Genomic DNA, 26,071 nt, shown 5'->3' with positions numbered 1-26,071 from the left:
GTTTTATTCAGCGTAAGCTAAACCAACCCTGAATGGGCGTCAAATCAGATCTCCCACACCAGATTCACCGCTGCGTTGCGTCCCGGTTGGCTGTAGCGGCCGATGCCGGGGTTGCTGGCGGTCTGGCCGCGAACATCCGTCCAGTGCCAGTGCTGCTTGTCGGTCAGGTTGAACAGGCCGGCGTTGACCGTCAGATTGTCTGCTACGCGCAGATAGCCATGCAGATCCAGCAGACCATAGCCGGCTGGCTCGAACTGATCGGCGGTGCTGTCGTCGGTGCGGCTCTTGCCATCCACCAGCGTCCAGACCAGCTCGCTGCCGTAACGTCCGCTGGGTGCGTCATAACCCAGACCCAGGACGCCCTTGAGTGGGTCGATGCTGTTCAGCGGCTGGCCGGTCTGTTCGTCCTTGCCCCGGGCATAGGCCAGGCTGCCGCGCAGGCTGCTGCCGGTGGGCAGGCCAATGCGATCGAGGAACAGTTCGCCGCGCAGCTCCGCACCGCGAATGGTGACCCGATCGAGGTTCTGATACTGGAAGGTCAGCCGGTTATTGCCGGTGGGGTCATTCGGCAAGGTGACCTGCTCGATGAAGTCGTCATAGCGGTTGTAGAACAGCGCCAGGCCTATGCTGCCGCTGTCATACCGACCGCGCAGACCGACTTCCAGGCTGTCACTGGTTTCCGGTTTGAGATTGGTGTTGGCCAGGGTCTGGTAATTGCTGGCGACGTTGACGAACTCACCGAAGATATCCACCGCATTGGGTGCGCGGAAGCCGGCGGCGTACTGGCCGTACAGGCTGTGGGCGTCGTCCAGCTTGTAGGTCACGCCGAACTTGGGCGATAGCTGGCCATCGCTGAAATTGCCCGGGTTGCGCTCCACCGGATTACCGTTGAGGTATTCCTGGGTGACGTCGGGCTTGAGCCGGTAATGGTCATAGCGCAGGCCGGCGAGTAGGGTCCAGCGACCGATCTCCAGACGATCCTGCACAAACAGGGCATATTCCTCGGTGACCGGATCGGGGAAGTCGCTGATCGGGAAGCTTTCGCCGAAGGGGCTGGGCGGTACCGGCAGGCCGGTATCGGCGAAGATTTCCCAGCCGGTACGCAGGTCGCTGCTTTCCAGCCGGCGCAAATCGACGCCATAGGTCAGGTCATGGGCGACGGAGCCCATGTTGAAACGGGTGTTCAGTTGCGTATTGAACGCCCAGGCTTGTTCCTCGTAGCGCGAGTCCCGTTCGCGCTGGCGCAGACTGCCAGCGGTAAAGCGATCCTGGTTGGTGATCTGGCGCATCTGGCTGTCCTGATAGCTCAACTGCCAGCGCAGGCGCTGGGCCAGAGCGCTATCCAGGCGCATATCGTGGCTCAGGGTGATGCGTTCCCGTTCCGAGGTATCCACCGCGGCGTGCCGGCGGGTGGTGGCGGTCAGGCTCTCATCGCTGCGAACCCGGGTACGGATGTCGTCTTCGAAGCGTTCGTAGGCCAGTTGCAGCCGGTCGCCATCGCGGTAATCCCAGCCCAGTTTGAACAGCAGATTCTCCCGCTGCTTGTCCTGTGGGTTGGCCTCTTCCCGGTCGGCGCCGATGCCGCCGCGTCCGCCGTAGGTGTCCTGGGCCTGGCCATCCCGGCGGCTGAGGTGCAGCAGGGCATCCAGACTGCCGCGTCGCCCGGCAAAGGTGGCGCTGCGTTGCCAGCTGTCATCGCTGCCGTCGTAACCGGTTTTCAGGCGCAGGGCCTGATCATCGCCGGCGTCCAGATAATCACCTGCATCCCGGGTGACGAAGCTGACCGCACCACCCAGTGCATCACTGCCATACAGCGAGCTGGCCGGGCCGCGGATGATCTCCACGCTTTTCAGGGTATCCGGATCGACATAGTCCCGCTGCGCGCTGAGGAAGGGGCCGAAGGTGAAGGCGTCCGGTATGGCCACCCCATCCACCTGGGTCAGTACCCGGTTGCCACCGATGCCGCGAATGCTGAATCCGGACAGGCCGAAGCGACTGCCAGTACCGCCCACCGAGACGCCGGGCTCGTAACGCACCAGGTCGCGGATGTCATTGATGTTCTGCTGATCCACCTGCTGTTCGTCATGCACGGTCACGGTGCTGGGCACCTCGTCCAGTCTTTGCTCTGAACGGGTGGCAGTGATCGTGATGGTATCGAACTGGGTCGCTGATCGTTCCTGGGCCAGCAGCATGGTGGGGGTGATTAGCAGAACCAGATATCCGTGGCGTGCGCGTGACAGTCGCTTCTTCATTTTTGCCTCCTGCGAAGGGGTCGCTTTCTTGGTCGGCTGGATGCTAAACGAGGTTGACAATCAAATGCAAATGCTTCTCAATAACCGAGATAAATTATTTGCATTGGACGTGGGAATGCGTGTCGGACTCTTTCTGCTGGTGTCAGTGGCGGTGCATCTGGCCGCCGGGCAATGGCTGGATTGGCGCACGCCGCCAGGCGCATCCAGGCCGACGGCGGTTGCGCAGGCGGAGGCTGTGGCGTTGCCCAGGCTGGTGACTGTGGTGCCGCCCGCGCCGATTGAGCCGGAGGTCGAGTCTGTGGCTGAGGCTCCGCCAGCGCCCGTGGCACCGGCAGTAGTGCCGCGGCCGGACCCGCCAACCCCGATGCCGGAGCCCCGGAAACAACCGCTGGCGCAGGTGCCGCAACTGAGCAGGACGCCGCCAGTTGAATCGCCGCCTCCGGCAGCGCCGCAAGAAACGCAAGCAACGCAAGAGCAGCAAGCCAGCGCCGCCACGGCCCCGCAGCTCAATGCATCGCCGCCGCTGCCTGTCGCCGAGCCGGTGGAGGTGGTCAGCCAGGCCCCGCGTTTTCGTGAACCGCCTGCGGCGCCGGTATATCCGGCCCAAGCCCGGCGGCGCAACCAGCAGGGCCAGGTGCTGGTGGAAGTGCGGCTGGATGCCGAAGGCGAGCAGCGTGAGGTACGGGTGGTGCAATCGTCAGGCTTTACCAGTCTGGATCGGGCCGCACTGGAGGCGGTAGCCGACTGGAAGTTTCAACCCGAACTGCTGGCTGGACAGCCAACCCCAAGCCGGGTGCAGATTCCCATTGATTTCGCGCTGCATGCGCGTCGCTGAGTAAACGAGAGGAACACATCATGACCTTGCAAGCCCAAAGCGCTACACCGACATCGCCGCTGTTCGAAGCCTGGCAGCAACTGCTCCAGCAGCAACCCCGCCTGCGCACCCGGGATGTGGCCGAACAGCTGGCGGTCAGCGAGGCGGAACTGATTGCCAGTCGCCTGGGCATCGATACCCTGCGCCTGCGCCCGGAATGGGCACAGCTGTTGCCAGCGCTGGAGGGCCTGGGCCGGGTCATGGTGCTGACCCGCAATGCGCATTGCGTGCACGAGCGCAAGGGCGTCTACCGCGAGACCACCGTGGCTGGCAGCGGCAAGATGGGACTGGTGGTATCGCCGGATATCGACCTGCGGCTGTTCCTCTCCGGCTGGCACAGCCTGTTCGCGGTGGAGCAGACGACGACTCGGGGCCTGCAGCGCAGTTTGCAGGTGTTCGATCAGCAGGGTATGGCGATACACAAGGTATTTCTCACCGAGCAGAGTGACCTGGATACCTGGGGCCAGCTGCTGTCCCGTTTTGCCGAGGCCGATCAATCCGCGCAACTGGATCTGCAACCGGCTCCGATAAAGCAGGCTGAGCGTGTCGATAGCGAGGTAGATACCGGCGCCCTGGCTGAGGACTGGCGCCAGCTCAAGGACGTGCATCACTTCCATGCCATGCTCAACCGCAACAAGGTCGGACGCTTGCAGGCGCTGCGGCTGATCGGTCGGGAATGGGCCGAACCGCTGGCTACCCAGGCCCTGCCCACCGTGATGACCGAGGCCGCCGCCCAGCAGTTGCCGATCATGGTGTTTGTCGGTAATCGCCACTGCATCCAGATCCATACCGGCCCCGTGCATGAGCTGCGCTGGGTCGGTGACTGGTTCAATGTGCTTGATGCAGATTTCAACCTGCACCTGAAGATGCCCGCGGTGGCGCACCTGTGGCGGGTGCGCAAGCCCAGCAGCGACGGTGTGATCACCAGTTGGGAAGCTTACGACGCTGACGGTGAGCTGATCCTGCAACTGTTCGGTGCGCGCAAACCGGGTCAGCCGGAGCTGGAGAGTTGGCGTACCCTGGCCGAGCTCACGCCGGCGCTGGAGGCCTGAGCCATGCCGCTCTGGTTTGAACATATGGGTGCAGTGGGCTGGCCGCTGGGGCTGTGCTCGCTGTTGGCGGGGGCGCTGATACTGGAGCGCCTGCATGTGTTTCTGGTGTTGGCGCCGCTGCGCCATGCCGCCCGCCAGGCGGCGCTCACGGCCTGTAGCGATTGCAACTCGCAGGCGTGCGAACGCCTGTGGCGCTCTGACCGGCAGGGCTGGGGGCAGGCCCTCGGCCTGCTGCTGGAACACCGGCGGCTGGCCTCTGCACAACGTGAGGATCTGCTCGGCTGCTGGCTCCTGGAGGAACGCCAGCGCCTCGGTCGGCATTTGCGCCTGCTGCAACTGATCGGGGTGCTGGCTCCCATGCTCGGTCTGTTGGGCACCGTGCTGGGGATGGTCGCCATGTTCGCCGATATTGCTGCAGTGGCTCAGCCGGTCACCCCCGCACTGCTGGCCGATGGACTCTGGCAGGCGCTGTACACCACGGTCTGGGGCCTGTGCATTGCGATTCCGGCACTGGCCGCCGGCCAGGGCTTTGCCCTGTGGGCCGAGCGCTATCTGGAAGGGGTGCAGGCACTGCTCAATCGCTGCCATCTGGCACTGGATGGCCTGGAGCTGACGCCGGGTACGGCAGTCGCAGGATGGGCCAGCGCATGATTCGCCTGCCGCCGGCCAGTACGGCCAACGCCAGTCTGCTGCCGGATCTCACGCCGCTGCTGGATGTGATCTTTATTGTGCTGGTGTTCTTTCTACTCACCGCTCAGGTGCCGCTGCTCCAGCGTCCGCTGGATCTGCCGCAGGATCAGCGCGATAGCGCCAGCATGGTTACCTCGGATGCCGAGCGGCAGTTGCTGGAGCTGGATGCGGCAGGGCGCTGGCGACTGGATGACCGCCCGTTGAGCCTCAGTGGACTGCCCGAGGCACTGAGCAGCGTTACCCACCCGGCGTTGGATCTGGCGATTGACCGTCAGGCCCCGCTGACCGCCTTTCTGGATCTGATCGTGCTGCTCGAGGAGCAGCAGATCGATGATATCCGCCTGTTGATGGAGCCCACCCCCGATGCGCCTTGAACCTATCCTGGCCGGTCTGTGTACCGGCCTGCTGCTCAGTACCGCCAGCCTGGCGGATGAACTGCCGCAACGCTGGATCAGTGCTGGCGGCGCCGCGACCGAATGGATAGTCGAGTTGGGCGGGCAGGATCGGCTGGTGGGCGTGGACACCACCAGCCAACACCCAGAGACCGTTACCGCACTGCCCAGTGTCGGCTACCAGCGCCAGCTGTCCGCCGAAGGCGTGCTGACGCTGGCACCGGATCTGCTGTTGGGCACCGAAGAAATGGGCCCGCCACCGGTGCTGATCCAATTGGAGAAGGCCGGGGTGCGCATCGAGCGCTTGTCCGCCAGCAGTGAGCTGAACGCGCTGGAGGACAATCTGCTGCGTCTGGGTGCCTTGCTGGGTGAGCCTGAGCGGGCGCAGCTGGCGCTGGAAGATTTCCATCGGCAATTGAATGACCTGCAACGGCAGATCAAGCTGGCCAGCAAGACTGATCAGCCACCGGGTGTGTTGTTGTTGCTCGGGGTTGGCGGTAACAGCCCGCTGGTGGCTGGGCGCAATACCATGGCCGACTGGCTGCTGCGCCAAGCCGGCGCACGCAATCTGGCCGAACACGAGGGTTACAAGAACCTGGCCGCCGAAGCCATGCTGGCGCTGGATGCCGATTGGCTGGTGCTGACCGACCGGCAGTTGCGTGGGGTCGAAGGGCAGCAGGCGTTGATGGCGCAGAACCCCAGCCTGGCCGCCAGCCGCGCGGTGCGCGAAGGCCATCTGTTGAGTATTGACCCGACCTTGCTGGTCGGTGGTCTGGGACCGGGCCTGCCCGACGCGCTGCGGCAATTGAGCCATGCGTTCTATCCCCGGTTGCAGGAACACAGGGCAGAGGCCAGCCAATGAATCCGGTGCTGAATTGGCGGGTACTCTATCCGCTGTTGGCGGCGCTGCTGTTGCTGGCTGTGTGGTTGTCCCTGGCGCTGGGTCCGGTCAGTTTGCCACTGGCAGACACGCTGCGGGCTTTGCTCAATATTACCGGCCTCAACCTGACCGAGGTGCAGGCGCAGACCGAGCTGATCGTCAGCCAGATTCGCCTGCCGCGTACCCTGCTAGGGCTGATGGTCGGTGCGGTGCTGGCGCTGACCGGCGTGGCGATGCAGGGCTTGTTCCGCAACCCGCTGGCCGATCCGGGGCTGATCGGCGTATCCAGTGGCGCGGCCCTGGGGGCGTCGCTGGTGATCGTAGGCCTGTCGCGCTGGATAACGCTGCCGGTGGTACTCGAACCCTATGTGCTGTCCGCGGCCGCTTTTGCCGGAGGGTTGCTGGTCACCGCACTGGTCTATCGGCTGGGGCGACGTGACGGTCAGACCCAGGTGGCGACCATGTTGCTGGCCGGGATTGCGCTGACCGCCTTGTCCGGCGCCATCATCGGGCTGTTCACCTACCTGGCGGATGACAGCACCCTGCGTGCGCTGACCTTCTGGAATCTTGGCAGTCTGAATGGCGCCAGTTACTCGCGGCTATGGCCCTTGCTCGTGGTGGCGCTGGGTGTGGTTTACTGGCTGCCGCGGCGGGCCGATGCGTTGAATGCCATGCTGCTGGGCGAATCCGAAGCGCGGCATCTGGGTTTTGACGTCGAGCGGGTCAAGCGCGAGCTGATCCTCTGTACTGCCCTGGGTGTGGGCGCGGCGGTGGCCGCCGCTGGCATGATCGGCTTTGTCGGGCTGGTGGTGCCGCATCTGATGCGCCTGCTGGTTGGGCCGGATCACCGCCTGCTGTTGCCCGCCTCGGCGCTGGCCGGTGGCGCGCTGTTATTGCTTGCCGATCTGGCAGCGCGGCTGATCGTGGCGCCGGCGGAAATGCCGATCGGCATCGTCACCGCCTTGATCGGCGCACCCTTCTTCATTTACCTGTTGATACGGAGTCGCGGCTGATGTTGCAGGCCCAGCAAGTGAGCGTGGCCCGTGGCGGGCGTTGCGTACTCGGTGATGTGAATCTGGCCTTGCAGCCGGGCCAGGTGCTTGGCGTACTCGGGCCCAATGGGGCCGGCAAGAGCAGCCTGCTCGGGGTGCTCAATGGTGAGCTGGCTGCCAGCAGCGGACAGGTGCTGCTGGATACCCAGCCGCTGGCCAGTTGGCAGGGGCGCCGGCGGGCGCAGCGGCTTGCGGTGCTGCCGCAAAGCTCCAGCCTGAGCTTCGCCTTCAGCGTCGAGCAGGTGGTACGCATGGGCCGCATGCCCCATGACACGGGCATGGCGATGGACGAAGACATCGTCAATGAGGTCTTGCGGGCGGTGGATGCGGGGCATCTGGCCGGGCGCAGTTATCTGCAGCTATCCGGAGGTGAACGCCAACGAGTGCATCTGGCGCGGGTACTGGCGCAGTTATGGCCGGGTGCCGATGGTCAGGTACTGCTGCTGGACGAACCCACCTCGATGCTCGATCCATTGCATCAGCTCAGCGTACTGGATGCTGTACGCCGCTTCGCCGACCATGGTGCCAGCGTGCTGATCATCCTGCATGATCTGAACCTGGCAGCGCGTTATTGTGACCAGTTACTGCTACTCGGTGATGGCAGCGTCCAGGCTTGCGGCACTCCCGAGCAGGTGCTGCAACCCGCGCATTTGCACCGCGTATTCGGTATAGAAGTGTTGGTACAGCGGCACCCTGAACGAGGTCACCCGCTGATCATTGCCCGGTAAATCAGCCGGATGGAATCGCTTTGCTGCAGCCGATCAGGCATGCTGACAGGCATCTTTAACCGGAGCGGACCGTGTTTAGCGATTTATCCATTGACGATCAGTTTGACGAACTGGGCATGAACCTCGATGTACCCTTTGTACCGACCCATGAAAGTGTGGTGAAAGCCATGCTGGAGCTGGGCGCGGTAGGTGCCGATGATGTGCTCTATGACCTCGGCTCGGGCGATGGCCGTATCCCGGTGGCTGCCGCCCAGGAACGCGGTGCCCAGGCAGTGGGCGTGGAAATCGACTCTGGACGCGTGGCATTGGCGCAGGCCTACGCCGCGCAGATGGGCGTCGAGAATAGCGTCTGCTTCATTCAGGATGATCTATTCGAGGTCGACTTCACCCCGGCCACCGTCGTGGCCATGTACCTGCTGCACACGGTCAACCTGCAACTGCGCCCACGCCTGCTCAACGAGCTGCGTCCCGGCACCCGCGTCGTCTCCCACACCTTCGACATGGGCGACTGGAAACCGGACGGACGGGTCTCGTTCAAGGGCGATGGCATCTTTCTCTGGGTGATACCGGCCCAGATCGCCGGCGAATGGCACTGGCAGAGCAGCGACGGTACCCGCTATAGGGTCGAATTGCAGCAGCGCTACCAGAAACTGATTGGCGAACTCTGGATCAACGACGAGCTGGCCGAGCTGGAAACTGCCCTGCTCTGGGGCGACTTGCTGGAGTTGATTATTCAGGACGATCAGAACTACGAAGCGCAGTCGATCGTGATGCATTGTCAGGATGATCAGTTGGTCGTGGTAAGTGAGAACCAGAAGGGCGCGGTGGCGCGAAGGGTGGCATAGCTATTGACCTGCCATCAGGCACCTGAACTGGAATCAGGCATTACCAGGTAGGAGTGTCGACTCTGGCACGACGACGTCCGCAGGACGCCTTGTTCAGTAAGCGAGCCAGTCTCTGGTATAAGTATCCATGCCCCGCAAGCAGGGCGCGTCTACAGTATAGGGAGGCACTGTGCCGGGCAGTACACAGACCGTTAGCACCAACTTTGGTTTTCTCGTCGAACATGATGAGCTATTGATGCAACTCGCATCAGCGGCCGAGCGAGCCTTTGCCAGTGACCCCAACACCACGCTGATCAAATTGCGCCAGTTGGGCGAGGCAATTGCGCAGCATATGGCGACACTGGCTGGCGTCGAGTTTGACGAGCAGACCACCCAGGCAGATTTACTGTACCGTCTCAACCGTGAACTACGACTGGAACCGGTTGTGCGTGAGCTGTTCCATACCCTGCGTATTGAAGGCAACAAGGCCACTCATCAGTTCAAAACTCAACACAAGGAAGCTCTCGACGGCCTCAAGTTGGCCCGCTCGCTGGCGGTGTGGTTTCACCAGTCCTTCGGCAAGGTCGGCACCGGCTTCAAGCCCGGGGCCTTTGTCGCGCCGCCGGACCCCAGCAGCCAGTTGCGTCAGCTGCAAGCGGAAATTGAAACACTCAAGCATGATCTGCAACAGGCCAGCGTCGAACTCGACTCCAGCCAGCAGCTCCATCAACTGGTTGCTCAGGAAAAAGCCGAGTACGAAGCCCTCGCTCTGGCGATGGATGAGGAGTCCCGTGCCAAGGCCCAGGAAGCCCATACTCATGAGCAGGCATTGGTTCGGCAGCAGAAGGACTACGAACAGAAGATAAGAGCGTTACAGCAACAGCTCGCTGAGCGAGATGAACACAGCGTCAGCCGGCAACGAGCGCAGGCCGCGCAGAAAACCCAGGCCGCCAGTCAGCAACTGGTGCTCAGCGAAGAACTGACACGCATCCTGATCGACCAGCAGCTGCAAGAGGCTGGCTGGGAAGTGGACAGTCAGGAGTTGACCTACCAGAAAGGCTTTCGCCCGGAAAAAAACACCAATCGCGCCATTGCCGAATGGCCCACCCAGGGTGGGCGTGCCGACTACGTGCTGTTTGCCGGGCTGGCGCCGATAGCAGTGGTCGAGGCGAAAAAGGAAAATACCAACGTCGCCGGTAAGATCGACCAGGCCGAGCGTTACAGTCGGGGCATTCAGGTTGCCCCGCCGCTGGTGGGTGCCTGGGAGCTGGCCGGGCTGACCGTCGCCTGGCCGGATGAAAACGATGGCCACTACAAGGTGCCCTTCGTCTACTCCTGCAATGGCCGCCCTTATGTACCGCAACTGGCGGAACACTCCGGCACCTGGTTCCGCGATGTGCGCTCGCCGAGCAATACCCGCCGTGCGCTGGCCAGCTTCCATACCCCGGCCGGGCTGCTCGACCAGCTCAGCCGCAGCAAGGTATTGGCTGAGCAGCAGTTGCAGCAAGAGCCCTTCGGCTACCTCAAGCTGCGCGACTACCAACAGCAGGCTATTATCGCAACGGAAACCGCACTGGCCCATGGCGTGCGCACCGCATTGCTGGCCATGGCCACCGGCACCGGCAAGACCCGCACCATCATCGGTCTGATGTACCGCTTCCTCAAAGCCGAGCGCTTCAAGCGCATCCTGTTCCTGGTGGATCGCACCGCCCTCGGTCAGCAGGCACTGGATGCTTTCAACGAAGCCCCGCTGGAGCAGAACCACAGCCTGTCGAAGATCTATAATGTCGCCGAGCTGGGCGACATGGCCGCCGAAGCTGAAACCCGCATCCAGGTGGCCACCGTGCAGGCGATGGTCAAGCGTATCTTCATGAGCGACAACCCGCCGCCGGTAGACCGCTTCGACTGCATCATCATCGACGAGGCACACCGTGGCTACACCTTGGATCAGGAAATGACCGAGGGTGAGCTAGCTACCCGCGATGCCAGCCAGTATCTCTCCAGCTACCGCCGGGTGCTGGACTACTTCGATGCGGTTAAGATCGGCCTCACTGCCACCCCGGCCAAGCATACCAGCGACATCTTCGGCAAACCGGTGTACACCTACTCCTACCGCGAGGCAGTGGCCGACGACTGGCTGATCGACCACGAACCACCGATCCGCTATGAAACCCTGCTCACCCAGAACGGCATCCAGTTTGAAAAGGGTAGCGCGGTAGAGGTGGTCAACACCCGAACCGGCGCAATTGAGACCGCCGAGCTGGAAGATGAGCTGAATTTTGATGTGGAGGCATTCAACCGTCGCGTCATCAATGAGAATTTCAATCGGGTCGTCTGCGAACAGCTGGCGCAGGAGCTCGATCCCTTCGGTGATGAAAAGACCCTGATCTTCTGCGCTACCGATCTGCACGCCGATATGGTCAAGCGCCTGTTGGATACGGCCTTCAAAGGCGTCTACAACGGTGAATACAACCAGGCCGCAGTAGCCAAGATCACCGGCAAGAGTGACAAGGTCGAGCAACGGATACGCCAGTACAAGAACGAGCGCTACCCCAATATCGCCATTACCGTAGATCTGCTGACCACCGGCATCGACGTACCGCGCATCGGCAACCTGGTGTTCATGCGCCGGGTGCGTTCACGGATTCTCTATGAACAGATGATTGGCCGCGCCACCCGCCGCTGTAATGAGATCGGCAAGACGGTGTTCCGTATCTACGACCCAGTGGATATCTACGCAGCCCTGCAGGATGTAAACACCATGCAGCCGCTGGTGAAAGATCCCAACATCACTCTGGAGCAGCTGGTAGATGAGCTGACCGACCCCGCGCGACTAGAGCAGGCTCTGAACAATCCAGGTGAACAGCAGGGCGAAAGCCATGCGGACGTGGTGCTTAGTCAGCTCAGCCAGAAACTCATGCGGGTATTGCGTAAAGCCGGCAATAAGGCCGAGCGTCAACCGCAACTCAAGGAGAAACTGACCGAGCTGGAGCAGAGCTGGGGCGTACCGCCCAGCGGACTGCATACCCACCTGCGGGAGCTGGGCCCACAGCAGGCCGCGGCCTTCATCACCCAGCATGTCGGGCTGCTGCAGCAGCTCACCGAGGTCAAAGATCTGCTTGGCAGCGAATACCTGCCGGTGATATCGGAACACGAAGATGAAATCCGCGAGCGCAGCCAGAGCTATGGTGTACACAAGCGCCCGGAAGACTACCTGGACAGCTTCAACCACTTCATCCGCGAACGGCTGAACCAGTCCGTCGCCCTCAGCGTCGTGGTCAATCGGCCTCGCGACCTGACTCGCGAACAGCTGCGGGAAGTAAAACTGTTGCTCGACGGCCATGGCTACTCCGAGGCCCGACTTCAGGCGGCTACCCGCGACCAGACCAATAAGGATATTGCCGCCAGCATCATCGGCCACATCCGCCGCGCCGCCCTGGGCGAAGCGCTGATGCCCTTCGAGCAACGCGTCGCCCAGGCCATGGATCGTATTTACAGCCAGCATTCCTGGACTCCCGTCCAGCGCCGGTGGCTGGATCGTTTGGCCAGACAGCTGACCCACGAAGTCATCATCGACCGCGAGACCATCAATCAGATGCCTGCCTTCGAAGGAGGCGCCAAACGGCTGGATAAGATGCTTGGTGACCAACTGGACAAGGTCTTGGAGGAGGTGGGTGAGAGTTTATGGCCGCAGCAGAGCGCTTGATCTGACTGAATCTTGATATGTATAGATAACTCGAAAATCTAGACATACATTGCCCTTCATGTCGAAATTACTGCAAATAATCGACGCAAAGCCTTGTCATGTCGATGCCATGAACATAAGCTCATCATCTGTCGATTAAAGAGGAAAGTTTCAACATGACATGGAATCCTCGTGAGCCATGGAATGCCATGCCGCTGCTCCCACCGGCCCGGGAACAGATCGAAAGCATTGCCATTCTCAAGGCCTGCATTCCCGCTCGTGCTGCTTTGGCAGAGTTGAAACGGGCGGGCGAGTTGCTGCCAGATCAGGGACTTCTGGTTAACTTGTTGCCTCTACTCGAAGCCCGTGCCAGCACCGAGATCGAGAATATCGTCACCACGACAGACAAACTGTTCCAGTTTGCTGATGACGCAGAGCACGCTGATCCGGCCACCAAGGAGGCTCTGCGTTATCGCACGGCGCTTCGAAAAGGCGTTGAGCAATTACAACATCGGCCGTTATGCAGCAACAGTGCTGTCGAGATTTGCTCACTCATTAAAGAGGCGCGCATGGATGTCCGCAAAGTGCCGGGCACCGTCCTCGGTAATCAGGCCACTGGTGAGGTGATCTATACCCCGCCAGTGGGAGAAAAGACGATTCGTGACCTGCTGGCGAACTGGGAAACCTTCATGCACCAGCAGGACGATCTCGACCCTCTGATCAAGATGGCTATCACCCATTATCAGTTTGAGGCTATTCACCCATTCAGCGACGGCAACGGGCGTACTGGGCGAGTGCTCAATCTGCTGTATCTGATCGACCAGCAACTGCTCCGTCAACCAATCCTCTATCTCAGCCGCTACATTCTGCAACACCGGCCTGATTATTACCGCTTGCTGACCAGCGTGACCCGTGAGGCGGCATGGCAGGAGTGGATTCTGTTCATGCTCAATGCGGTGGCTGACACCGCTCAGTGGACTACCAGAAAAATTGAAGCCATCTGTGCTTTGCTTGAAAGCACCCGCGCGCATGTGCAGCAGCAATTACCGAAAATCTACAGTTATGAATTGATTCAAGTGATCTTTCGTCAGCCTTACTGCCGCATCGGCAATCTGGTTGAAGCACAGGTTGCTCAACGTCAGACCGCCTCAATCTATCTCAAGCAACTCTGCGAGATCGGTGTGCTGGAAGAGCGGCAAGCCGGTAAGGAAAAACTCTTCATCCATCCGCGATTGCTGACGCTGATCAACAGCGAGCAACACCAGTTCGAACCCTATACCCGTCAGGATAGCCGCACCCAATGACCCAAAACGATATCGTCCAGAAACTCTGGAACCTCTGCGACGTCCTGCGCGACGACGGCATCAATTACAGCGACTACGTCACCGAGCTGGTGCTGCTGCTGTTCATCAAGATGGTGCATGAAAACACCGAAGCAGGGACGCTGAAAAAGCACCCGCTACCAGAGGGCTGCCGCTGGACCGATCTCAACAACAAATCCGGCATCAATTTGCTCAACGACTACAAACGCATCCTGCTCAGCCTGTCCACCGGCAGGGATGCGGACGGCAATCTGGTGCATGACGACCTGCTGATCAGCGCTATCTACGCTGACGCCCAGACCCGCCTGCGCGAGCCGCGCCACCTGGAACAGATGATCAAGACGCTGGACCAGATCGACTGGTTCAGTGCACTGAAGGACGGCCTTGGCGACCTGTACGAAGGTCTCTTGGAAAAGAACGCCAGCGAAACCAAATCCGGCGCTGGCCAGTACTTCACCCCGCGTGCGCTGATCAACAGCATGGTGCGCTGCATCCAGCCCCAGGCCGGTGAGGTCATTCAGGACCCAGCAGCCGGCACCGCCGGTTTTCTGATCGCCGCCGACCAGTACATCAAGAGCCAGACTGATGATCTGTTCGATCTCAAAGCCCACGAGCAGGTATTCCAGAAAACCCGGGCCTTTGTCGGTATTGAGCTGGTGCCCAACACCCGCCGCCTGGCGCTGATGAACTGCCTGTTGCATGGGATGGAAGGCGATGAAGAAGGGGTCGTGCATCTGGGCAACGCTCTCGGCCAGGCCGGTGCCAGCCTGCCAAGCGCCAAGGTGATTCTCGCCAACCCGCCATTTGGCACTGCCAAGGGCGGCGAAGCCAGCATCACCCGCGATGACCTCACCTACCGTACCAGCAACAAGCAACTGGCCTTCCTCCAGCATATCTACCGCAACCTCAAACCCGGCGGCCGCGCCGCCGTGGTACTACCGGACAACGTACTGTTTGAAGCTGGCGTCGGCACTGACGTACGTCGCGACCTGATGAACAAGTGCAACCTGCACACCATCCTGCGCCTGCCCACGGGGATCTTCTACGCCCAGGGCGTGAAAACTAACGTACTGTTTTTTACCAAGGGTAGTGCCAACGATATATTCCAGCAGGAAAACTGCACGGAAAATGTTTGGGTCTATGACCTGCGCACCAACATGCCCAACTTCGGCAAACGCACCCCCTTCGGTGATCACCACCTCAAGCCCTTCGAGCAGGTTTACGGCGAAGATCCCAACGGCCAGAGCTCAAGGCAGGAAGGCGAATACAGCTTTAACGCCGAGCAGATCGACACGGCTGATAGTGAAGAAAACCAGAACGTCGACCAGCGCCTAGCGCACAGCCGCTGGCGCTGCTTTTCTCGCCAATGGATTGCCGAACACAAGGGTGACTCGCTGGATATTAGCTGGCTGAAAGATGCGGACTCGGTGGATGCGGCGAATTTGCCGGAGCCGAGTGTGCTGGCGGCGGAGGCGAAGGAAGAGTTGGCAGCGGCGTTGGAGGGATTGGAAGCGTTGTTGATGGAATTGGGGAAAGCGGAATGACTCGTGCTCAAAGGGAAGAAAACAATGAATCTGCTGCTCTTATACAGTTGCCATTGAGCTGGATAATGCTGGAGATCGGCGATGTTGCGGATGTAATTTCAGGTGGAACGCCGAAAGCAAATGATCCAACCAACTTTGCTGGGCCAGGGCAAGAGATTGCTTGGTTGACGCCTGCAGACTTAAGTAAATATTCGGAGAAATATATCAGTCATGGTGCCCGTGATCTAAGCCAGTCGGGCTACGCAACATGCTCTGCAAAACTTGTCTCTGAAGGATCAATACTTTTTAGTAGTCGAGCACCTATCGGCTACGTTGCTATCGCGGCAAATAAAATATCTACAAATCAGGGTTTTAAAAACTTCGTCTTTCCTGGGTCGGTTGACCCTAGTTACGCTTATTACTTCCTGCGTAGCATTAGGCATATTGCAGAAAGCAGGGGCACAGGTACCACATTCAAGGAGCTTTCTGGCGCAGCTGCGAAGAAGCTTCCGTTCTGTATGGCTCCAGTCACCGAACAAAAAGTCATCGCCGAAAAGCTCGACACCCTGCTGGCCCAAGTGGAAACCACCAAAGCCCGCCTCGAACGCATCCCCCATATCCTCAAACGCTTCCGCCAGTCCGTACTGGTTGCGGCGGTGAGTGGGCGGTTGACAGAGGAATGGCGAGAGATAAACCATGAGGTTGACACTACTTGGGAAAAGGTTTCTTTTTCTAAAATTATACTTAAGTTACGTAGCGGAGCTGCTGACAGGCCAAATGAAGATTCCAAAGGAATACCTATTTTGCGATCAAGCGCGATCCGACCACTGGAAATTGATTTCTCCGATATTCGCTACCTCGAAAACGTGAGCACGCTAAAAGAAGATAACTACCTGAAACAAGGTGATCTTCTATTCACTCGTCTAAGTGGCTCGGCAGAATATGTTGGGAACTGCGCAATGGTGAAAAGCGTGGATCGTCAATATCAATACCCAGACCGGCTTTTCTGTGCAAGATTGAAAGAACCGCGATACGGTCGATATTTGGAATACTTTTTCGCATCTCAGAATTTTAGAGACCACATACAAAATTCGTTAAAATCTTCAGCAGGACACCAGCGGATCACGCTGGATGTCATCAAAACTGCTGTTGTCGTTTTGCCCCCATTAGAAGAGCAAACCGAAATAGTCCGTCGAGCAGACCAACTCTTCACCCACGCCGACCGCATTGAGCAACAAGTCCAGGGTGCACTGGAGCGGGTCAACAACCTCACCCCATCCATCCTCGCCAAAGCCTTCCGAGGTGAACTGACCGAGCAATGGCGACGGGACAACCCCGAGCTGATCAGCGGCGACAACTCTGCCGCAGCACTGCTGGCCAGAATCCAGGCCGAACGTGCAGCTACTGCCAAGCCCATGCGACGCAAGGCAAAGACCTGAGCTACGGAGATTCATGCTGGCATTGGCGTAGCCGGCAGTGACCATTTTCGTGGCGTCACGAAAATAGAGCAAACAACCCCTCGGCTGCCAAAGGACGACTAGAGCGGCTCGTGGGGGAAGTTTTGCGCAATCCATGCTTTCGTGCCACCCACATCAAACATCCGCCGCCCATACCCTTCGCACAGCAGGTTGGGCGGGAGAAGTTCGTCGAATTTCTCAATATTCTTTTCTTGCACTATCTGCGCAAGCTCGGCTTCAGAGGCAATTGACTCAAGATCAAGTTGTTTGAAAAAAGCTGTTACGTTGTCGGCAGAGGTTTCTACGATCTCGACAATTCCTGCCTGATTACTGGTTGTGAAACCATGGGTCTGTAAAACGGCACAAAGGGTATTGACGATTTTATCGCCCATCCAGCTGAACAGGTGGGTAGTGCCTTGGTCGTCGATGACACTGTGCTGCGCCAAGCCTGCGTTGGTGAAGAAGCTGAATCCTTCCTGTACAAGGTGCCTGGCTTCTTCATCAATGTAATCAACCATCGAATCACCGGCTGGAATCCGATATTCCGCTTCGCTGTAGATCTTGAACATTTCCTGGCGCACTCGGGTATGCAGCGCGATACCGGAACCGGAGAACTGCGGAGGTAGCCCACCCTTGCTGGGGTTGACTAGAATTGTCTTGGATACCTCGTCTATTTCGCTGATTTTCCAGCGCCGACCGCCAAACACAATGTGTTGGTCAGGTAGTAGCGGTGAGTCAACGGGAAGTGTACCGATGGTTTTGTTGCCATTCACCACCCGATATTCTTCGGGGGTTTGGAATACGGCATAGAATTTATATTGGTTGACGAGCTGTTCGCCCTTGATTCCAAGAACCAACTCTCCGCTTGATAGTTGGGTGAGGCACTCAAGTTTTCCGAGGTGGGTGAGCATGTCCTTGAACTGCTGAATCGAGGTTTTCTGAAAAGGCCCCTGTTGGCATAACAGTGCATAGACCTGGTCAGCTCTGATGCCGCCCCACTGTGCCACCAGAGCCAGCGTCTGGTGAATTAATGTGGAAAAGTGATACTGGGTTGAATCCGCAGGTTCAAACCACTTATCTGAAACCATGAGACGAATCATGGCCAGTGACTGGATGAGTTCCAGGCGCAGCTTGTCACTGACGCCTGATTGAGTGGTTATTTCACGCTCACGAAGAAACATGCGCAACACAGAAACACCATCGCGCCGCCCGGAGCGGCCTGTCCGTTGCCGCATGCTTGAGACGCTCGGTGGTGCATTGACCTGAGCAACAGAGTTGATCTTGCCAACATCAATCCCAAGTTCAATGGTTGTGGTGCATATGGCCGTGGTGGGGTCTCTCTGGCTTTGCAAGCGTCTTTCGACGTCCTCGCGCATGTCTTTGGACAATGAGCCGTGGTGAGGGAAGAACTCATTGGGTACGTGATTGGTCGCACACAGGTCTGTCAGGCTGGCAGCGATCAGCTCAGTTCTTTGCCTGCTATTGGCAAAAACCAAATGAGAGCCACCTCGGCAGATGCGATATAGCTCACGGATGATCCGTGCTTCTGCTGGTATCCGAGACTCCTTTGGTTTGATCTCTGCCGGATCGAGATAACCTTTAACCTGCATCCTCAGGTCAAAACGTCCTTGGGTACTGGTGATGGTCTGGCAGGGAAGCGAGCCGTTGGGCCGTAACAGCGCAGGAACCGATTCAAGGTCGCCGAGTGTTGCGCTGAGGGCAATACGCGGTATGGGGTTTTTCAGTCGTCCGACCAGGTGATCCAGCCTATTCATTACAGAGAGCAGTTGTTGCCCACGCTCAGTTCCTATAAAGGCATGAAACTCGTCAATGATGATGTATTGGAGGTTCTCGAACGTCTGCTTTGCCCAGCCTGAGCGTCTGATGAGCATTGCTTCCAGCGACTCGGGGGTGATCAGCAATATACCCGAAGGGGCTTTCCTTGCTTTGTTTTTCAGCCCTGCTGCTGAATCACCATGCCAAGGCGTAAGCTGCATGTCGAGCGCGTCGCACAGGCTTTCCAGGCGACGATACTGGTCGTTAATCAGCGCCTTGAGGGGGCTGATATAGAGAATCCCAAAACCTTGTTCCTGGTCAGCAATAGCGGTGCATGCCGGCAGGAAGGCAGACTCGGTCTTGCCGGCAGCCGTTGAGGCGCTGATAAGCACATCCCTGTCGCCTTTCAGAACAGGATCTATGGCCATCTTCTGAATTTCTCGAAGGTCTGGCCAGCCTTGTTGGAAAACCCATTTCTGCACTCGAATATCGAGCTTCTGGTAGGCTTCCATCAGATCCTGAAGCCTACCAGGCCATCACTCTCTTCTGCTGCCATGGTGTCTGCGTCAGCATCAATTTCTGTATCCATGTCGCTGGGCAGATCAGCCTCGAGTTCCACTGCCTCGACCAGGTCAGACCACTCCAGATTTGGGTTCTGCTCCATGATGGAAAGCATGTCGAGAAAGGCCTTGATAATGCTTCTGGGCGTACGGAAGTAGGCTTCGCCGACATTGGTATGGCAATGGTTCAGGAAGGCGACCAGCGCCTCGTCAGGAACCAGGTAGCGCTCTGGATCTCCGCTGGCGAACACGTTACGCAGATTGCGCAACAGGATATAGAGTTCTTCTGGCGTCAAGCTGGCTAGGTGCAGGGCTGGTGAACTGTAATCCACAACGCCGGCGCGCAATGCAAAACTGTTTTGTGCCAAACGCGATTGCAGAGCTTCATAGCTGTACAGCCCCTTGCGGGGGTCAAGCAGGAACTCCGGAGTACCACCCAACAGGAAGCCGAGCCCTTCTACCGAGCCCTGTAAGCAATCATTGAGCATTCGAAGGATCTGCTCGTAATTGGAGGTGCGCGCCTGGGTTGAGTTGAGTTTGTAGAGGTTCACCATTTCATCGAGATTGATCAACAAGCCGGAGTAGCCAGCCTGACGGACGAAAAGGCTCATCAGCTTGAGCGAGTCATAGAACGAGGCATCGTCAATGATCGTACGTACACCCAAGTCAGCTCTGGCTTGGGTCTTGGTAGTGTATTCGGCACGGAGCCAGCGTACTGCATTGGACTTCAGCGTCTCGTTGTCTTGCTCATGCCCATTCCAGTATTGCTCGATGACCTTTGCAAAGTCATAGCCACCCACCATTTCGGATAGCGCTTCGAGGTTTGAGTGGATTACCTCACCGACCGGCTTGGCGGAGGTATCTGCTTCTTTTCTAGCTTGAGTAATGAACCGCTCGATTACACTGGTCAACGCATTGCCGTCCGGCTTGCTGCGGGTAGACATATTACGCATCAGCTCAGAAAACAGATTGCGTGCCTGACCACTGGATGCGTGGACACGCCTATCGGGAGACAGATCCGCTTGAGCTGTAACCATGCGCATCTCTAAAGCAATACTGCGTACCACGCTGAGGAAAAAGGTTTTTCCTGACCCGTAATCACCAATAATCAATCGAAATATCGAACCGCCATCAGCCACCCGCTTGAGATCTTCATGCAGCGCCTTGATCTCGTTTGAGCGGCCCACCTGGATGTGCTGGATACCAATTTTCGGCGTCACTCCAGAGCGTAATGACTGGATAATGGAGTCGCGTTCTCTGGCACGAATTTTCTTGATTGTCATAGCTTGATCCTGGTTTTAATTTTCGAGTTCCTGGGCGACATCAAGGCGAATGTAAATGTCGCCGTCATCATCAAGCACGGCGTCGTCCACTTTTTCAAACGCCCAGTCATTAATCGCTTCCACCGCACCATCAACCATTAGCCCAAGAGGTTCGCAGAATGCATGCACTTCATCACGCGACCACTTCTCCTTGCTCACCAACAGGGAGTAGAGGTGTCGGTGCTGAGGATCGAGGCCGTCATCATCGTCTTCGAGAATGGCCGGGGACTGCTCGACCGGCTCTTCGGCGGTTGTATCTTCCTCGGTATCGGCAAAGATCTCTCTGAGCATACCCTGCACATCCCTGGTTTCATCTTCGTGTTGAGCAATGATGTCGGTATCCAGGTGAAAACCGGTAGGACGTGGTTTAGACGCAGTGAATGTTTCTGTCTTGAGCGGCTTGAGGGTGGCTACCCCGTGGATATCCCCGGCAAGCATGGCTTTATCAAGCCCCAGGCTGACGTACAGTTTTTCCATCTGCTTGATCTCAGCTGGCGAGATTGTTCCATCGGCCATAGCTGTTTTGATCAATATCTTGCTGATACCACGTTTGGCGTCGTCCGACAGTTTTTGGATCTGACTTTTCAGACTGACAAGGTTGTGGGGTGAATTGAGACGCCATGTGAAGTAAGCAAACAAACTGGATTTCTCATTGGAGCTGAGCCGTTCGTTTCCCGAAATGAGGCCTTGGAGAAACAGTACCTCTTCCTCATCAATCTGACCGTCAATAGAAGCGACCATGGCCCCGAGCCGGAGCGACATACTGACTTCATTAAAAGTTTGCGTCGGCTGGTATTCAGGGGAGAGAGGGTCATTCGACAGTACAACGGGTCCATCCAGAGTGGGTTTTGCATCATGGAAGCGGGAGTCTGGTGCGTAAGCGTACCCGGTTTTATCCAGCAGTAACTGAGTGGTATCCAGCGTTGCTTTGCGAAGCTTGTCTACCGGGCTGGGGCTGATTTTGCCTAGAAGGTCAGTAAACGGAATGATCCCGTCATGCTCTGTAATGATCTCTGCTGCCCAGGACCTGAACTCTATGCTGGAGGGCTCTTGCTCAAAGAGCGGCTTTGGAAGCAGTGCAAGCGCAGTCAGCGTCTTCTCCGTACCCTCATTGCGCCCGATATAGCTGCTGTAAGGTCTGAGCTCTTCGTTGCATTGTTCAGCAATTTCAACAAGCCGGTTTTGAACGCTTTTCAATCCGACAGGATTCGGGATTTTGCTTTCCCCCGAGCTGATATAGGAAAGTGTAGAGCTTGCGGGTTGATAGTGTGCCTTGAGAAAGCGTTTGTTGGGTTTGACAATAAAGCCAGCGCCGTATTTTTCCTGGTACTTGATACAAAAAAGTTTGGCGAATTGATCCTTACACCGTCGGGCGGGCGTTTTCGGGATCCATTCGGTGAAGTACAGCCATGACCGCGCCATATCCGCCGAGATTGGCGAGCCAGCCAGGACGGCCGTACCAGCTTGTATGGCAAATGCCAGCTCAAGCCGTTGTTTGGCCATTTCTTCATGGTTGAGGGAGACCAGGTGAGGTCTTTGGATGGTCATCCACTCGAGCAAGCGATAGGCGTAATTTCGGAATGGTGGGCTGGAGTAGTAGACCGAGATAAGCCTGAAAATCTCCCGGCTGATGTTTTCATACTCGGTGTCAGAAACCTGATTAGCCTTGCTCGCATCAGCAATGATGCGGCGCTCAAGGCCGTAGAAATAAATAAACACATAGCCTATGGGGGTTTCAGGGTGTTTACGCCCACCTTCAAGCCAGGATAAATACGCACCTCTGCAGCGGGGTGAGATAGTGCTGTATTTGGGCCAATAAGAAAGGCTGTCGTCTTCGTAGGTTGATGATGATGGGATAACGCTCAGGCTTTCATCTAGCAAAGATGCCTCAATACCGTACCGGCCAACGGCGGCAAGCAGGCCACCGTGATAAAGATACGCCCCACTAATGGTCTTTCCTCCGATACTCAGTGTCTCATCAGAAGTTATCCATCTTGCTGGTTTCTTATTTTTGGATGGTTGCTCTGAGTGGCTATGGGAGACGGAGATTGTAACTAAGCCCTCGGCGTCTGATTCATTTTTCAGATGCCTGACTTCACGAATGACATCGTCGGCCATGCTGTGTGATTCGAAATTTAAAGACGTACGTGCTTTCTCTGCATCGGCAGCAATGCTTGGTGATTTACCAGAGTCAGTCGCAGTGGCGGGTGCTTTTTGCTCCTTGGTCTGGAGGTGCAGGGATGGTTGCTCCCCACGGGCTGTGGGCGAGAGCTCGGGTGAGGGGCTAGTTGGAGCGCCCGGAAGTCTGGATGGTTTACTTTCTACGCTTGTTTGACCAAGGAGGGGACTTGGCTCGATCGCCTTGGCAGTGGGCGCGCGCTGAGGTGCAGCAGAGAGGGCTCTCTTTCGTTGGTTTTGTGCCCGGTGTCGGTAAGCCTTCCCTGTTGCATTATGTGTTTTTATGACGTGATACAGCACGAACACAACTAAAATGATGCCAACGACTCCAATGAAAGAATCCATCACGACTCCCGATCAAGTTGCAAGCGTCCATCAATACTCGCTTTACCTAAAGGCAAGCGGATTCTAATGTCAACATGATATCTTGTTTCGGGTTGGTGTAGGCACAGCGCCGGGGCGTTACACCCCGAGCTTTTGCTCCCCTCCCAGGCGTTTCGCTTATCGCTTCAGACTGAACCGATAATCATGCCGCTCCAACGGTCCATCCAGTCCTACCTGGTAGGTATCCACAACGACCTGATCATCATCCATCACCGTCAGTACGCGGAACATCGGGACGTGGTGGTCTTCGTCCGGGATCTTGGTGCGTTCCAGTGCCGGGATGTGCAGGTGGTGCACGCCGTCAATCTGCTTGGAATGCTCGCTGCGCTCCAGGTCCATGTGCAGGTCGCCGGAAATCATGGCAATCAGATTGGGTTGGGCGCTGACCTCGGCAAAGCCGGGGTGGTGGATGCCCTTGTCGGCGTTTTCCGGAAAGGTGCCGGCGGGGGCGCCATGTACTACCAGCAACACGGGTTTGGGATGCAACTGCTGGATCTGCTGTTTAACCCAGGCAACACCCTCGTCATCGAACTCACGACCTTCGTCCGGTGAAGCCATGACCAGTGCCAGTTGCTCGAACTCCTTGATGTAGCTGGGGCCTTCGATTTCGACCTTGCCTTCATTCCAGAGTTGGACGTAGTGCATATAACGCTCGACGGTGGAGCCGTGTTCCTCGTTGCCCATGATCGGATAGAACGGCAGAGTCAGGCGCTGCAGTACCGGCGTGACGGCTTCATATTGCAGCTCGGTGCCCTTGTGGGCGATGTCGCCGACACCGATGACAAAATCCAGATCCAGGGTGTCGGTCAGATGATTGACGTGGCCGACGGCGGCGGCCAGACCGGGGAATTCGGCCTTGGGCTTGGGTTCGGCGTCACCGAGAATGGCAAAACGCAGTACCGGCTCGGCGGCGCTGGTCAGGGCCGGAGCCAGGGCGGCGCTTGCCAGTAGCAGGCAGGTGGGTAACAGGGTGCGGAGTTTCATGCTGGTTCCTTGTTCAAGTGGTAGTACGGTGTTTTGGCTGGGCCGTCCATCGAGTCCGATCGTGGCCCGTAGTGCTCGACATTCCCGAAGGTGTTCTTGGGAGGGTCGAGCACCAGCTCGACCATTCGGTGCTGGGTACGGGCCGGATCAACTGCCGATCACCTTGCCCTGGTCATGGGTAATGACCACGGTGGTGGAGCGGGGACGGCTGTGGCCGTCACTGGCGGGGTAGCTGATGCCGGGGTGCTGGACGTTGATCCACAGGGTGCGGTAGTCGGGTGTCCAGGTGATGCCGGTGATTTCGCCGCCCCGCGGGCCGACCAGGAAGCGGCGTACTTCCCTGGTTTGCGGATCGGCGCAGAGCAACTGGTTGCAACCGGTGTTGACGGTATGGGCGGCTTCGTCGTCCGAGTCGGTCTGGATCCACAGGCGGCCGGCACCATCGAAGGCCAGGCCGTCCGGCGAGGAGAAGATGTCACCCTGGATATTGCCGATCAGGTTATCCGGCAACGGCTGACCATCGGCATCCAGCGCACCGGGCTGGTCGCCGGCGAGCAGGAACACATCCCACTCGAAAGTGGTGGCGGCGGGGTCGGCGTTGGCTTCGCGCCAGCGCACGATCTGGCCATGCTGATTATTGGCGCGGGGGTTGGCGGCATCCACCGGGAAGCGGCTGCCGCGATCGCGGTTATTGGTCAGGGTGACGTAGACCTCACGGCTGTCAGGGTGCACGGCGACCCATTCCGGGCGATCCATCGGTGTGGCGCCGAGTATGTCAGCGGCGCCGCGAGCGTTGAGCAACACGGCCTGCTGGTCGGCAAAGCCGTTATCCTCGGTCAGGCCGTTCTGGCCCCAGATCAGCGGTAGCCAGTGCCCGTGGCCATCCTCATCGAAGCGCGCGGCATACAGGGTGCCGGTGTCCAGCAGGTGGCGGCTGGCACTGGGGTTACTGGCGTCATGGCGGCCATCGGGCACAAACTTCCATACATATTCGCCCCGGGCATCGTCACCGGAATACACTGCCATACGGCCATCGTCGCCCAGCGAGACCACCGAGCATTCGCGGCCCAGACGGCCCATGGCGGTGCGCTTGATGGGTTTGCTGTCCGGGTCAAAGGGGTCGATTTCCACTACCCAGCCAAAGCGGTTGGGCTCGTTCACATGCCCCTGATATTCCACTGCGGGGTCGGGGGTGGCGTCAAAGCGCGGGTCCACCGACTCCCAGGCGTAATAGGCGCTGTGCTGGTCCTGGCCGATGCCGTAGCGCTGGTGCGTCGGTCTGGTCGCATGGTCGGCGGCGTCGCGGTTGACGAAGTAATTATGAAAATTCTCTTCGCAGGTCAGGTAGGTGCCCCAGGGCGTCACGCCCATGGAGCAGTTGTTCAGGGTGCCGAGTACCTCGGTGCCGCTGGGGTCGCTGGCGGTACGCATGCGCAGGTCGCCGGCCAGCGGGCCGCCGATGGCCATGGGCGTCATGGCACTGATGCGCCGATGCAGGCGCGAGCCGGCTACCCGTTGCCACTGGCCTTCGGCATCCCGGCGGATTTCCAGCACGCTGACGCCGTGGGCGGCCTGCTCTTTGCGCACCTGATCCACCGGGCGCTGGCGCCGACCATCCGCCAAGTGGGTGAACGTCAGACCATCAGGGTGCAATGTCGGGTTGATGTACTCGTGGTTGATGACCAGCAAACCGTGCGTGTTGGGCGCATCCTCGAAGGGGAAGAAGTGCATGCCGTCGTGGTTGTCGCCGGCCTGCAGCAACTGGGCCTGCCAATCCTGGCTGGCATCGTCCAGCCAGGCCGGGGCGTTATCCAGCACTGCATCGCCCCAGCTGAAGAAGGGCCGGGCGCTGTAACCCTCGGCGACCAGCACCTGGTCGAAGTCCGCAGCGGTCTGCGCCGCCACGCCGGTAAAGCCCAGCAGCGGGGCGCTGCCTGGGGTGCCTGGGCTGCGCTGGCAACCGAGCAGACCACCGCCAAACAGGCCGATAGCAGCCAGTGCCAGACCGCCCTTGAGTACCTGGCGGCGGCTGCGGTTGATGATGGTGTCCAGATCGGCCGCCTGGCTCGGGTTGAGGCGACGGTCGTCTACCGCAGCGAGGTCGGTGTGGTAATGCTGATGGTCCTGTCTCATGTT

The 26,071-nt window shown here is 58.6% G+C and carries 18 protein-coding genes; 12 read left to right on the top strand and 6 right to left on the bottom strand.

The features are described 5' to 3' along the window. Positions 1–44: 44 nt before the first annotated feature. Positions 45–2,252, bottom strand: a complete 2,208-nt coding sequence (locus tag BM267_RS06965) for a TonB-dependent hemoglobin/transferrin/lactoferrin family receptor (RefSeq protein ID WP_074779122.1) — start codon at positions 2,250–2,252, stop codon at positions 45–47. Between the two features lie 115 nt (positions 2,253–2,367). On the opposite strand from BM267_RS06965, the gene BM267_RS06960 reads away from it, so the two are divergent. The 12 genes from BM267_RS06960 to BM267_RS06905 all read left to right on the top strand — a co-directional run bounded on the left by BM267_RS06960 (position 2,368) and on the right by BM267_RS06905 (position 16,713). Continuing rightward, complete coding sequence (locus tag BM267_RS06960) at positions 2,368–3,087, top strand: energy transducer TonB (RefSeq protein WP_074779124.1); 720 nt, start codon at positions 2,368–2,370, stop codon at positions 3,085–3,087. 20 nt (positions 3,088–3,107) lie between these two features. Continuing rightward, positions 3,108–4,178, top strand: coding sequence for a hemin-degrading factor (locus BM267_RS06955; RefSeq protein ID WP_074779126.1), 1,071 nt, complete (start codon positions 3,108–3,110; stop codon positions 4,176–4,178). Between the two features lie 3 nt (positions 4,179–4,181). Further along, positions 4,182–4,829, top strand: coding sequence for a MotA/TolQ/ExbB proton channel family protein (locus tag BM267_RS06950; protein ID WP_074779128.1), 648 nt, complete (start codon positions 4,182–4,184; stop codon positions 4,827–4,829). After that, the gene (locus tag BM267_RS06945) at positions 4,826–5,242 is read left to right on the top strand and encodes an ExbD/TolR family protein (RefSeq protein ID WP_143063040.1); all 417 of its coding nucleotides are present in this window, start codon (positions 4,826–4,828) and stop codon (positions 5,240–5,242) included. Before BM267_RS06950 ends, BM267_RS06945 begins: the two co-directional genes overlap by 4 nt. Further along, complete coding sequence (locus tag BM267_RS06940) at positions 5,232–6,122, top strand: heme/hemin ABC transporter substrate-binding protein (protein ID WP_074779132.1); 891 nt, start codon at positions 5,232–5,234, stop codon at positions 6,120–6,122. Before BM267_RS06945 ends, BM267_RS06940 begins: the two co-directional genes overlap by 11 nt. Further along, complete coding sequence (locus BM267_RS06935) at positions 6,119–7,153, top strand: FecCD family ABC transporter permease (protein ID WP_074779134.1); 1,035 nt, start codon at positions 6,119–6,121, stop codon at positions 7,151–7,153. Before BM267_RS06940 ends, BM267_RS06935 begins: the two co-directional genes overlap by 4 nt. Next, positions 7,153–7,920, top strand: a complete 768-nt coding sequence (locus BM267_RS06930; RefSeq protein WP_036991459.1) for a heme ABC transporter ATP-binding protein — start codon at positions 7,153–7,155, stop codon at positions 7,918–7,920. Before BM267_RS06935 ends, BM267_RS06930 begins: the two co-directional genes overlap by 1 nt. Before the next feature lie 71 nt (positions 7,921–7,991). Further along, positions 7,992–8,765 carry a class I SAM-dependent methyltransferase gene (locus BM267_RS06925; RefSeq protein WP_074779136.1) on the top strand — a complete coding sequence of 258 codons (774 nt, stop codon included), beginning with the start codon at positions 7,992–7,994 and terminating at the stop codon, positions 8,763–8,765. Positions 8,766–8,934: 169 nt separating this feature from the next. Further along, positions 8,935–12,450 (top strand): type I restriction-modification system endonuclease, encoded by a 3,516-nt coding sequence (gene hsdR / locus BM267_RS06920; protein WP_074779138.1) that lies wholly within the window; start codon positions 8,935–8,937, stop codon positions 12,448–12,450. Positions 12,451–12,605: 155 nt separating this feature from the next. Then, the gene (gene fic, locus BM267_RS06915) at positions 12,606–13,733 is read left to right on the top strand and encodes a protein adenylyltransferase Fic (RefSeq protein WP_074779140.1); all 1,128 of its coding nucleotides are present in this window, start codon (positions 12,606–12,608) and stop codon (positions 13,731–13,733) included. Beyond that, a complete protein-coding gene (locus tag BM267_RS06910) occupies positions 13,730–15,295 on the top strand; it encodes a class I SAM-dependent DNA methyltransferase (RefSeq protein WP_074779142.1) in 1,566 nt (521 codons plus the stop codon). The genes fic and BM267_RS06910 overlap by 4 nt, the downstream gene beginning before the upstream one ends. Further along, positions 15,292–16,713 carry a restriction endonuclease subunit S gene (locus BM267_RS06905; protein WP_083392448.1) on the top strand — a complete coding sequence of 474 codons (1,422 nt, stop codon included), beginning with the start codon at positions 15,292–15,294 and terminating at the stop codon, positions 16,711–16,713. The genes BM267_RS06910 and BM267_RS06905 overlap by 4 nt, the downstream gene beginning before the upstream one ends. A gap of 98 nt (positions 16,714–16,811) precedes the next feature. Here BM267_RS06905 and BM267_RS06900 read toward each other — a convergent pair whose 3' ends face one another. The 5 genes from BM267_RS06900 to BM267_RS06880 form a co-directional block, all read right to left on the bottom strand. After that, the gene (locus BM267_RS06900; protein WP_218144714.1) at positions 16,812–19,019 is read right to left on the bottom strand and encodes a DEAD/DEAH box helicase; all 2,208 of its coding nucleotides are present in this window, start codon (positions 19,017–19,019) and stop codon (positions 16,812–16,814) included. After that, positions 19,019–20,344 (bottom strand): ATP-binding protein, encoded by a 1,326-nt coding sequence (locus tag BM267_RS06895; protein ID WP_218144716.1) that lies wholly within the window; start codon positions 20,342–20,344, stop codon positions 19,019–19,021. The genes BM267_RS06900 and BM267_RS06895 overlap by 1 nt, the downstream gene beginning before the upstream one ends. Positions 20,345–20,365: 21 nt before the next feature. Next, positions 20,366–22,912: a tellurite resistance TerB family protein gene (locus BM267_RS06890; protein ID WP_083392449.1), complete on the bottom strand. Its 2,547-nt coding sequence runs from the start codon at positions 22,910–22,912 to the stop codon at positions 20,366–20,368. A gap of 156 nt (positions 22,913–23,068) precedes the next feature. Continuing rightward, positions 23,069–23,935 (bottom strand): metallophosphoesterase family protein, encoded by an 867-nt coding sequence (locus BM267_RS06885; RefSeq protein WP_074779150.1) that lies wholly within the window; start codon positions 23,933–23,935, stop codon positions 23,069–23,071. 147 nt (positions 23,936–24,082) lie between these two features. Next, positions 24,083–26,068 carry a PhoX family protein gene (locus tag BM267_RS06880; RefSeq protein WP_074779152.1) on the bottom strand — a complete coding sequence of 662 codons (1,986 nt, stop codon included), beginning with the start codon at positions 26,066–26,068 and terminating at the stop codon, positions 24,083–24,085. Positions 26,069–26,071: the final 3 nt, after the last annotated feature.

The sequence above is a fragment of the Halopseudomonas bauzanensis genome (assembly GCF_900114735.1).
GTDB classification, from domain to species: Bacteria; Pseudomonadota; Gammaproteobacteria; order Pseudomonadales; family Pseudomonadaceae; genus Halopseudomonas; species Halopseudomonas bauzanensis.
Note: the sequence above shows the minus strand (reverse complement) of the source record. Positions and strands in the feature narration are given on the sequence as shown.